10 protein-coding genes and 1 pseudogene are annotated in these 10,698 nt (G+C 35.9%); 5 read left to right on the forward strand and 6 right to left on the reverse strand.

Annotated elements, in window-relative coordinates:
• A partial coding sequence (locus ACY65O_RS08925; RefSeq protein ID WP_462220506.1) for a M28 family metallopeptidase occupies window positions 1-1,159 on the forward strand: 1,159 nt, incomplete at its 5' end.
• A gap of 199 nt (window positions 1,160-1,358) precedes the next feature.
• Here ACY65O_RS08925 and ACY65O_RS08930 read toward each other — a convergent pair.
• On the reverse strand, window positions 1,359-2,114 hold the full coding sequence (locus tag ACY65O_RS08930) for a phosphoglycerol geranylgeranyltransferase (protein ID WP_462220507.1): 756 nt from the start codon (window positions 2,112-2,114) through the stop codon (window positions 1,359-1,361).
• A 116-nt stretch (window positions 2,115-2,230) separates the two neighbouring features.
• Between ACY65O_RS08930 and arfB the strand changes: the two genes are divergently transcribed.
• Entirely contained in the window at window positions 2,231-2,635 is a 405-nt protein-coding gene (gene arfB / locus ACY65O_RS08935) for an alternative ribosome rescue aminoacyl-tRNA hydrolase ArfB (protein WP_462220508.1), read from the forward strand.
• 70 nt (window positions 2,636-2,705) lie between these two features.
• On the opposite strand, the gene ACY65O_RS08940 is transcribed toward arfB, so the two are convergent.
• The 4 genes from ACY65O_RS08940 to mscL all read right to left on the reverse strand — a co-directional run bounded on the left by ACY65O_RS08940 (window position 2,706) and on the right by mscL (window position 5,997).
• Entirely contained in the window at window positions 2,706-3,416 is a 711-nt protein-coding gene (locus tag ACY65O_RS08940; RefSeq protein ID WP_462220509.1) for a pirin family protein, read from the reverse strand.
• 182 nt (window positions 3,417-3,598) lie between these two features.
• On the reverse strand, window positions 3,599-4,393 hold the full coding sequence (locus ACY65O_RS08945; RefSeq protein ID WP_462220510.1) for a segregation and condensation protein A: 795 nt from the start codon (window positions 4,391-4,393) through the stop codon (window positions 3,599-3,601).
• A 150-nt stretch (window positions 4,394-4,543) separates the two neighbouring features.
• Window positions 4,544-5,458, reverse strand: a complete 915-nt coding sequence (locus ACY65O_RS08950; RefSeq protein WP_462220511.1) for a DUF3078 domain-containing protein — start codon at window positions 5,456-5,458, stop codon at window positions 4,544-4,546.
• A 134-nt stretch (window positions 5,459-5,592) separates the two neighbouring features.
• Window positions 5,593-5,997, reverse strand: coding sequence for a large conductance mechanosensitive channel protein MscL (mscL, locus tag ACY65O_RS08955; RefSeq protein WP_462220512.1), 405 nt, complete (start codon window positions 5,995-5,997; stop codon window positions 5,593-5,595).
• A gap of 200 nt (window positions 5,998-6,197) precedes the next feature.
• Between mscL and ACY65O_RS08960 the strand changes: the two genes are divergently transcribed.
• Window positions 6,198-7,073, forward strand: coding sequence for a DMT family transporter (locus ACY65O_RS08960; RefSeq protein ID WP_462220513.1), 876 nt, complete (start codon window positions 6,198-6,200; stop codon window positions 7,071-7,073).
• 64 nt (window positions 7,074-7,137) lie between these two features.
• On the opposite strand, the gene ACY65O_RS08965 is transcribed toward ACY65O_RS08960, so the two are convergent.
• Window positions 7,138-7,761: a hypothetical protein gene (locus ACY65O_RS08965; protein WP_462220514.1), complete on the reverse strand. Its 624-nt coding sequence runs from the start codon at window positions 7,759-7,761 to the stop codon at window positions 7,138-7,140.
• A gap of 516 nt (window positions 7,762-8,277) precedes the next feature.
• Between ACY65O_RS08965 and ACY65O_RS08970 the strand changes: the two genes are divergently transcribed.
• Both ACY65O_RS08970 and ACY65O_RS08975 read left to right on the forward strand, forming a co-directional pair.
• Window positions 8,278-10,287 (forward strand): KUP/HAK/KT family potassium transporter, encoded by a 2,010-nt coding sequence (locus ACY65O_RS08970; RefSeq protein WP_462220515.1) that lies wholly within the window; start codon window positions 8,278-8,280, stop codon window positions 10,285-10,287.
• Between the two features lie 71 nt (window positions 10,288-10,358).
• A pseudogene (locus tag ACY65O_RS08975) lies at window positions 10,359-10,698 on the forward strand (alpha/beta hydrolase); the annotation flags it as partial.

Here is a 10,698-nt window from a genome sequence, read left to right on the forward strand (position 1 = left end):
ATTTACACCGGGTATTGATAAAGCAGCAGATTTTATTGCTGCAGAATTTGCAAAAAGTAAATTGCAATTTTTTGGCAACAGCAAAACTTACTTTCAGGAGTTTGCTATGATAAAAGCAAAACCTGTTTCTGTAATGGGCAGGCTAGATGCCGATTCGTTAACTGCAAACAATGTAACCGCCAATACCACCGCCGCCGAAATAAATATTACTTCCTTAAAAGATTATGAAGTGATAGTGGTAAAAAAAGATGATGATTTTAATAAAACAGTTTTTCCAATTTTTGATGCAGAAAAAAATGTACTGGTACTGGTAGATACTTTTCATGCAAGGCGGTTTAAAAGCATGCAGCGTTTTACCGGTAATGCAAAATTCTCTTCTGCAGTATCGCAGGTATTTATTTTAACGGCTAATTTAAATCCGGCAACGCTTAATCTTTCTATTAAAAATGAATTAACAGAGCAGCGCCTTAAAAATGTTATGGGTGTGTTATCGGGCAAAAGTAAAAAAGATGAGTATGTAGTTTTTAGCGGCCATTATGATCATTTGGGTATTGGTAAACCCGATAAAAACCAGGATAGTATTTTTAATGGCGCCAACGATGATGCCGCAGGTACAACTGCCGTGATGATGCTGGCAAAATATTTTAGTGCACTAAAAGAAAAAAATGAACGCACCATAATTTTTGTGGCTTTTACTGCAGAAGAAATTGGTGGGTTTGGCAGCCGCTATTTCAGCAAGCAGTTAAATGCTGATAAAGTTGTTGCCATGTTTAATATTGAAATGATTGGTACCGAAAGTAAATGGGGCACTAACAGCGCTTACATTACCGGCTACGAAAAAAGCGATATGGGTAAAATTTTACAAAGCAATCTCACCAATTCTAAATTTAAGTTTGAGCCCGACCCTTACCCCAAACAAAATTTATTTTACCGCAGCGATAATGCAACCCTCGCCGAATTGGGCGTACCTGCCCACACTATCTCCACTTCTAAAATGGAAGAAGCTCCCAATAACGAACCTAATTATCATAAACAAAGTGATGAGATTGGAACATTAGATATGAATAATATGGCAGAGATTATTAAAGCCATTGCGCTGAGCAGCAAAACTATTGTGAGTGGTAAGGATACGCCGACGAGGGTGGAGAAAGAGAAGTAAAAAGGAATTTGTAATTGGGAATCAGGAATTAGTTTTTCTCCGCTTCGTTTCTTGTCTTCACAAAGCGTTAGCTTAATCTACGCTACAATAAAAGCTCAATAAAGATTTGATGTACAAGAGTGTCTCGCCTTAGGCCAGACCACCGCAGTCAACAAGTATTCCCACTGCTGGTAACAAAAAAAATAAAATTTGTAAAAATTTACACCTTCACCGCCACACTATGCACCGCAGCGGCCATTTCTTTTATAAGTGCAGGATCTTTTTCGATAGCATTGCCCACCACAATTACATCGGCGCCGGCTTTGCAGTTGAGGTACGCTTTTTCGGGTTCAATAATACCGCCGCCAATAATTAAAGGCACATCAATACAGCCGGCAACTTTTTGTATCATGCTTTCGGTAATGGCACGTTTGGCGCCACTGCCGGCATCCATATAAATTAATTTCATGCCCAGCATTTCACCGGCCATGGCGGTGCATACGGCTATTTCATTTTTATCGGCAGGTATGGGTGTGGCATTGCTGATGTAAGAAACGGTGGTGGGTGCGCCACCATCAATTACCATATAACCTGTGGGCATAATTTCGAGTCCGCTTTGTTTTACCACCGGCGCACTTATTACATGCTGGCCAATTAATAAATCGGCATTGCGGCCACTGATGAGTGATAGGTACAACAATGCATCGGCATATTTGCTTACCTGGTTGGGGCTGCCCGGAAAAAGTATGGTGGGAATAGTGCAACTTTTTTTTATCAGCTGCAAACATTCGTCTAAATAATTGGAGATAACTAAACTGCCGCCTACCAAAAAATAATCAACACGGGCATCAACAGACAATGCTATTAATTGCTCCATGTTATTGTCGTTCACTTTATCGGGGTCGATAAGAACGGCAAAAGATTTTTTGCCTTGTTGTTTTCGTTCGGTTAATGAATTATAAATGCCTTTCGTCATGCCTGTCTTATTGATTGCTGCAAAAATCCAAAAAAAATCCGTCTTACCGAAATAATAGACCCAAATAAGATGGATATGGCTGCAATTTCCTTCTTTTTATTGGTAATTTTGTAACTATGACGGATATATCTGCCGAAATAAAATTTAAAACGGCCCGAAGCGGCGGTAAAGGCGGCCAAAATGTAAACAAGGTGGAAACCATGGTAGAGGGTTATTGGCATATTGACTCCACTGTATTATTTACTGCAGAGCAAAAAGAATTGCTGAAAGAAAAGTTAGCCAACAAAATAAATGCGGATGGTTTTTTACTGGTAAAAAGTCAAACCGAAAGAAGTCAGTTAGGGAATAAAGGCGAGGTAACAAAGAAGATGAATGCCTTTGTAAAAAATGCATTGATAAAACCAAAGCCACGTAAAGCTACCAAACCGAGTAAAGCAGCCAAAGAAAAACGTATTGAGTTTAAAAAGAAAATTTCTTCTTTAAAAGATTTTAGAAAAAAGATAAGTAAAGATTTGTGGTAAAGAAAAAATGGTTTCGCAATTTTTTTGCGAAACCAAAATGTTTTATGCCTGATATTGCTTTTACAATCTTTTAATTCATCGGCACTTCAATAGCCAGTAATTCTGTATCTTCAGTTGCACTAATAGTGAAATTATCTGCTCCGGAAATACCCACTGCATCTCTTTTATTTAAATTTATATCACCCACTTTTACTGCACCATTTATAGCTACCAAAAAAACACCGTTGCCTTTAAATGCATTAATATATTCTAAAGTTTTTCCGGCTTCTAATTTGGTAAGAGAAAATTTTGCATCTTGGTTAATCCATAAAGCTTTATCAGCCTCAAGCGGCGATACAATGATTTGCCATTTGTTTACTCTTTCGGTAACGTCAAAATTTCTTTGATCGTAACGTGGTTTTATATTTCTTTCTTTTGGAAATACCCATACCTGGAATAAAGTAACGGGGTCTGTTGCAGAAGCATTTGCTTCGGAATGTTGTACACCAGTACCTGCACTCATAATTTGTACATCACCAGCTTTAATAATACCTTGCCCGCCTGTACTGTCTTTATGTTGTAATGCACCGGTGAAAGGAATGGTAACTATTTCCATATTATCATGTGGATGAGTGGGAAAGGCGCCGCCTCCACCAATAAAATCATCATTTAAAACCCTTAACAATCCAAAATGTACTTTTTCAGGATTGCGGTAATCACTAAAACTAAAATAGTAATTGGGTTTTAACCAACCATAATCTGCGCTGCCTCTGTCGGCAGCATTAAATAATATTGTTTTCATTTTAATAAATTTAATGTTTAAACATCAAATAGAATGCCATTTCATTATTTCGATTTTTATGCTGTGTTTCCCGAAAAAATCGGGACAGGTCTGTGCCTGTGTGGCAATAAATATTGTTTTCGAAGCAAACTTAACTGACAAAATAGCAAAAAAAATCCCCTCGGTAAAAGGGGATAAGAAAGTTAATTCAGTTGTTCTTCGCCGGGTAACAGCCCTACAATTTCTTCCTCCCGGTTTTCATTCCACTCAATAATAAAATTGTTTCTTCCTTCGCCAATTAAAATGCCAATGTATTTTGCCTGCACCAGCTCCAGCATATTTAAAAAAAGAAAGATGGCATGAATACGGTTTTCGCAAACCTCAAATATTTTTTCGAACGAGAGTGTTTTTTCTTTGCTGCAAACAGTAAGCATGTATTCCCTGCTGCCTTCCATAGTGTAATTATATTGCACCACGGTGTGTACAGGTTTATTGTTACGCTCCTGTAATTTTTGCACCACTTTTTCAAAAGCCTTCATTAATTTAAAAAGAGTAACGGCCTGTATTTCGGTTCCTTCTCCGGCTTCTTCACCAATTTGTGCAATTTCTTTATGTACATTGCCCCGCTTTACAATCATCATACGCACCTGCTCCATTTCGGCCATTTGTGCAGCCGCTTCTTTAAACTTTTTGTATTCCAGTATTTTGTTAACCAGTTCCTGCCGGGGGTCAATTTCGTTACCCTGCTCATCCAGTTCTTTACGGGGCAAAAGCATTTTTGCTTTAATACGCATCAATGTACTGATGAATAAAATAAACTCACTGCTTAATTCAATATTGAGTTTTTCACCTTCGTGAATAAAGGCTAAAAAATCGTTGGTGAGTTTTGTGATGGGAATATTGTAAATATCCAGTTCATCTCTTTCTATAAAAAATAGTAACAGATCAAACGGGCCTTCAAATTCATCTAATTTTATCTGGTAAGATGGTGCGTTCACTTTTTTAAAATTGTATAATTAAAAAAAACTCCTCCCATTTTTAACGGGAGGAGCAAATGTATCTAATTACTTAAGAAAAACGATATTCTATTTTAATAGCATCAAGTAATGTGGGAAATATTGTTAAAAACTTGCCTGCATCTATACCAATTAAAGGGCATAGTTTATTCCAACACCAATCCCATGCTGAGTTTGTAAATGTTTAACTTCTAAATCGTTGTAACGTGTGTTAAAGGTTACTGTGGCACCGATGTATTTGTTTACAGTAAATGTAAAAAGGTTACTCCAGTCTAAAATTACGTTACCCGGGTTTTGCAAATAATTTGAGTATGCAGTTGCTACAGATTTGTAGTTTATCCCTTTTGCTAAATCGTAATTTAAAGTGGCCTGGGCAAATGCGCCAACACCAAATTTTACAGTTTTACCAGCTTCTACACCAAAGGCATCTTTATTTTTAAAACTCTTTGTCATTTTGGTAGTAATATTGGCCATTGCAGGAGACAATATCAAATTAAAATGGTTATTTGGCTTATACAAAAAAGAAGGACCAAATTTAATATACCCGGGATTCATAAAATGATCAAACTGACTTTCTAAACTAAAAAATGCTGCATAACTCCAATTTTTTCTAAACTCTTTGCCATAAATGGAGGTGAAGTTTAAATAATCGTCATTTTTTAAAAAAGGAATTTTTGTTTTTATGGCTGGAGATGTTGTTGTTGCCGCTGTATAAGTAGTGGAACTGGCACCGCCATATCTTCCTCTAAATGAATTTAGCCAATTGATTTTTCCATTTTTTTTATTAAAATGATAATCTATAATTCCTTTAATACCAATTTGTGCAGTATTACCACCCTTAACCTGCGACCAATAATCATTTTGCCCTGCTTCGCTCAGGTTTATGGCAATTGTACCTCCTTTATGCCATCCATCTAATGTATCAGCTTTGTCTTGTTTTGCAGATAAACTTGCTTTTGCAGCATTAGCTATATCTGCAGAAGTTTGTGCATGCAAAGCGGTAAAAAACACCAGGGCCAGGGCTAATAAATAAATTCTCGATTTCATGTTGTTTCTTTTGGTTAAAAAATTAAAATTTTAGTGTAGACAGAAATTGCAGATTTATGGTTGCCTGTAAAATAGAAAAATACACCAATTGTAGTAGGTGTATTTTTTTATTTAGTTAAATTGAAATACTAAAATTATTTTTTTAAAGAATCTCTTATTTCCATTAACAACACATCGGTTGATGATGGTGCTGCCGGAGCTGCTTCCTGTTTTTTCTTCATACTATTAATTCCCTTTATTACCAGGAACATAACAAAAGCCACAATAATAAAATTGATAATGGCGGTTAAAAAGTCGCCATACTTTACAGCAACAGCTGCAGAAGTTACTTTACCAGAAGCGTCAGTAACAGCTTCTTTAAGTGTCCATACATTTTTTGATAAATCACCTCCGCCAATCATACCAATCAAAGGTGAAACAATCCCTTCGGTAAAAGAAGAGATTACTTTTCCAAATGCGCCACCCATTACAAAAGCAACTGCAATGTCAATTAAGCTGCCTTTCATGGCAAAATCTTTAAATTCTTTAATAAATCCCATAAGTGAAAGTTTTTTGAGTTAAAAAAAGTTAAGTCGGTTTTTTGTAAAGTAAGGTTGCATCAAAAATATAGTTTAAAAAGTCTAAGTCAAATTATTTGGATGATTTTTTTTCAAACTGTATAAAATACACAATGAAAATATCTTTTATGGCGCTTTCATTTAAATTGCAAACCTTTGCGGTTCGAAAAATTTAGAAAAAATTGAAACACGGATTTTTAAACTGGTTTATTTTTATTGTGCTTTCCATAATATGGGGCAGCAGTTTTGTTTTAATAAAGGAAGGGTTGGTAGCTTTGTCGGCTTACCAGGTAGCATCGCTGCGTATTGTGTTTTCGGGTATTGTTTTATTGCCAACGGCTGTAAAATATTTTATAATAATTCCAAAAAATAAGTTGCTTATTATTTTTATGAGCGGTGTATTGGGCAGCTTATTACCTGCTTATTTATTTTGTATTGCCGAAGAAGGTATTGACAGTGCTTTAGCCGGTACACTTAACAGCCTTACACCAATTTTTGTAATTATTACCGGCGCTTTATTTTTTAACAGCACTACTACCACTAATAAAATTTTTGGAATAATTATATCCTTTACCGGCAGCATTTTATTATTACTAAGCAAAGGCCACATGCAGGAAAGCCAGAACTTATTGTACATTTCTTTTGTGGTGCTGGCCACCATTTTTTATGGCTTTAATGTAAATATGGTACATACGCATTTAAGTAATATTGGCTCATTACAAATTGCTGCGGTGGCGCTTACACTTAATGCAGTGCCAGCTTTATTAGTATTGGTTTTTACGGGGTATTTTGGTTTACCCTTAAGTGATAAAGGTATTTTGTTTTCAACAGCAGCATCTGCAGTGCTGGGTATTTTTGGTACTGCCGTTGCCTCTATTATTTTTTATATGCTGGTAAAACGTGCCGGTGCTATTTTTGCTTCTATGGTTACCTATGGCATTCCCTTTGTTGCCATTATTTGGGGTATAGTTTACCACGAAGAAGTAGGATGGAAACAGGTTGCCTGTTTACTGATTATTTTATTGGGGGTGTATATTGCTAACAGAAAAATAAAATAATATTTTTTTATTAATTGCTCAATTATATTACAGGGATATTATTTGGCGCATTTATTTTGCAGCATCATTTTTTACATTTAAAATCCAGCCATAGCTGGTTAAGGCTTAACCAAATGTTATGTGTAAAAGGTTGCGGCGATAATTCGTAAAATAATATGGTTTTATTATCTTCCTCACAAAATTTTAAGTGTGCAATGCAATTAAGTGTTATCGGTTTCAGTTGCATATAGTCATTCATTTCAATTGTACCTGTATAAGTTTTTACATCGCCTTTTGTTGTTGTGGCTTCTTTAAACAATGCGGTTACAGGAATTATTTTTCCGGCGGGTATTTTTGTGCTGTCTGTATTAATTTTAAATAATCCTGTGTAATAAGCTTTTAAATTTGCTGCAATAATTTTTTCATCTGTCTCAAGATTATCATCCAGCCACCACAAAAAAGCATAGGTCCAGTATTCGTCGCTTTTTGCTTTAGCCCAACCGGGAGTAAACCTAATATCTTCAACACCTTTATAAGGAATTTGTTTTGCAAAACTAATGGGGATGAGGAACCTTTCAATTGTCCAGTCTTTAGGTATTGGTAAATTATAAGGAGCCTCCCATTTATGCCCATCAAATGCAGTGTTTAATTCTTGTGCATTAGTGGTGGTTGAAATTAAGAAGAAGAATATAACTATTAAATTTTTCATCTTTTAAGGTTTAATTGGTCGCCATTGAATTGTTTGAAAAACAATTACTGAAAAAATTACCGCCTCATAAATATACAACCAATGTAATGGAGTGCAAAGGCCCATAATTTTTCTTTAACCGCCTGTAATAATATATAACGGGTCACAGTCACCATTAAATTTACTTTGCCATAGTCAATGGCTAGTTGTGGTGATGCAGTACACAAAATCCGGAGCAACTATTTGGCGACTTTACTAATTTGTAATTACCAAACATTATTAGCCGTTTCTTTAAAATGTAAAAAATAATACTGCACTCATATTCAATTTCATTCTACATTTGTACCTATTTTTTAAAAAACAGTATTCTACGCTTCTGTAAAGTTGCCCAATGGTATGCCGTTGAAAAGATTGATTCTTCTTTCTTTTTACTAAAAAGAAAGAAGAACAGAACAAGTTGCAAGGATGATGCCCGGAGATGTAAAGCTGGTATCAAAAATTGCATGTATATCTTTATGAACGTTTAAATTTTTTGTTGTGTCTAAACAAGTTAATAAAGTAACTATTGCCGGTTTAATTGTTGCCCTCGGAATTATTTATGGCGATATTGGTACATCTCCGCTGTATGTATTTAGCGAAATTATTAATGGTAAAGTAATAGAACCATTGCTTATTATTGGAGGGCTTAGCTGCATCATCTGGACGCTGACTTTACAAACCACTATTAAATATGTAATACTCACGCTTAAGGCCGATAACCGTGGAGAAGGAGGTATTTTTAGTTTATACACTTTGGTACGCCGGCAAAAAAAATGGCTGGTAATACCGGCCATGATTGGAGGCGCTGCACTTTTAGCTGATGGTATGATAACACCACCCATTTCTGTTTCTGCTGCAGTTGAAGGCTTGCGTAATATTCCCTTGCTTACCGATATTACTGATAAAACAATTATAATAATTGTACTGGGTATTTTAACGCTGCTGTTTTTTATGCAGCAGTTTGGCAGTGCAAGTATTGGTAAAATGTTTGGCCCTATTATGTTAATTTGGTTTAGCATGCTGGGGGTTTTGGGTATATCTCATTTACACGATGACTGGACTATTTTAAAAGCTTTTAATCCATATTATGCATTTGAAATTTTAACGGTTTACCCAAAAGGTTTTTGGTTACTGGGAGCGGTATTTTTATGTACTACGGGTGCCGAAGCTTTGTACAGCGATCTGGGCCATTGCGGCAGGGCCAACATCCGCTACACCTGGATTTTTGTAAAGACTGCATTGATATTAAATTACCTTGGCCAGGGTGCATGGCTGTTGCACAATAATACCGGCAAAACATTTGCTACCGGTGAGCTATTGAAAAAAATGCCGGGTGCATTAGAAATGAAAAATCCTTTTTTTGAAGTAATGCCCGAGTGGTTTTTATTAACCGGAATTATTATTGCAACTGCCGCTGCTATTATTGCCAGCCAGGCTTTAATAAGTGGTTCGTTTACTTTGATAAGCGAAGCGATACGTTTAAACCTTTGGCCTAAAATGAAAATTAATTACCCCAGTGAAGCAAAGGGACAATTGTTTGTGCCGGGTATTAATACTTTATTATTTGCAGGCTGTGTGGGTATTGTTTTATATTTTCAAAACTCGGGAGCCATGGGTGCGGCTTACGGCCTTGCCATTACATTATGTATGCTGGCCACCACTATTTTATTTTCTAATTTTATGATTTCCCGGAGAAATAAACCCATTTTAATCTATCTTTTTCTGGCTGTTTTTTTAACTATCGAAATAAGTTTTTTAATTGCCAACTTAGATAAATTTCCTCATGGCGGTTATGTTACTTTAATTGTAGGCGGCGGTTTATTTGCAGTAATGTATATATGGTTCAGGGCACGTAAAATTAAAAACCGTTATGTGGAGTTTGTGCGGCTGGAAGAATATATTCCTAAACTGGAAGAACTGAGTAACGATATTACTGTGCCAAAATATGCCACGCATTTGGTGTACCTAACTAGTGCCAATAACCCAAAAGAAATAGAACACAAAATTATTTACAGCATATTAAGCGGCAAACCCAAACGTGCCGACATTTACTGGTTTGTGCATGTAGATACACTGGATGATCCGTACACCAGCGAATATTCAGTAGAGCATATTATTCCCAATGATATTATACGGGTAGAATTTAGATTAGGTTTTAGAGTGGCGCCAAAAATTAATTTGATGTTTAAAAAAGTGGTGGAAGATCTTGTAGCAAACCGTGAAGTGAATGTTACCAGCCGTTACGAAAGCCAGCAACGTAATAATGTTACCGGCGATTTTCAGTTTGTGGTAATGGAAAAGTTTTTAAGCCAGGATAATGAGCTGCCATTTTTCGAAAAACTTATAATGCGTTTGTATTTCTGGGTAAAAGAAATTTCTTTAAGCGAAGAAAAAGGTTTTGGCCTGGAGCAGAGCAAAGTACAGGTAGAAAAATTTCCGCTGATAGTTGCACCAGTAAGCAAACTTAAAATGAAAAGAATTTATACTGATGAGGAGGAAGAGGTGTAGTTGATAGTTGATAGTGATAAATAGAATACGTAATTTACAGCATATTTTTCACTCTCAATTATCAACCAAGCTTGCTTTACATCATTCTTTATATTATTGCCGGCATTATTGTACTTTCTGTTATTGTTTATTTTGTTCAGGAAAAATTTATTTTTAAGCCCGAAAAACTTCGGCAGGATTTTGTTTATAAATACGATGCCCCTTTTCGTGAATTATTTTTTGATGTAGAAGAAGGGGTACGCATAAACGGTTTGCACTTTCATGCAGAAAAACCACTTGGTTTAATTCTATACTTTCATGGTAACAGCCGCAGCATAAAAGGCTGGGCAAAATATGCTAAAGATTTTTACCGCTATAATTATGATGTGGTTCTGGTAGATTATCGTGGCTTTGGTAAAAGCACCGGCAAAC

It is taken from the genome of Ferruginibacter sp. (assembly GCF_031430955.1).
Classification (GTDB): Bacteria; Bacteroidota; Bacteroidia; order Chitinophagales; family Chitinophagaceae; genus Ferruginibacter.

What these genes read in the sequence shown, in the direction of transcription:
- ACY65O_RS08930 (WP_462220507.1), bottom strand. Translation starts at nt 2,114, where the DNA reads ATGACGAAAGGCATTTATAATTCATTAACCGAACGAAAACAACAAGGC.
- arfB (WP_462220508.1), top strand. Translation starts at nt 2,231, where the DNA reads ATGACGGATATATCTGCCGAAATAAAATTTAAAACGGCCCGAAGCGGC.
- ACY65O_RS08940 (WP_462220509.1), bottom strand. Translation starts at nt 3,416, where the DNA reads ATGAAAACAATATTATTTAATGCTGCCGACAGAGGCAGCGCAGATTAT.
- ACY65O_RS08950 (WP_462220511.1), bottom strand. Translation starts at nt 5,458, where the DNA reads ATGAAATCGAGAATTTATTTATTAGCCCTGGCCCTGGTGTTTTTTACC.
- mscL (WP_462220512.1), bottom strand. Translation starts at nt 5,997, where the DNA reads ATGGGATTTATTAAAGAATTTAAAGATTTTGCCATGAAAGGCAGCTTA.
- ACY65O_RS08965 (WP_462220514.1), bottom strand. Translation starts at nt 7,761, where the DNA reads ATGAAAAATTTAATAGTTATATTCTTCTTCTTAATTTCAACCACCACT.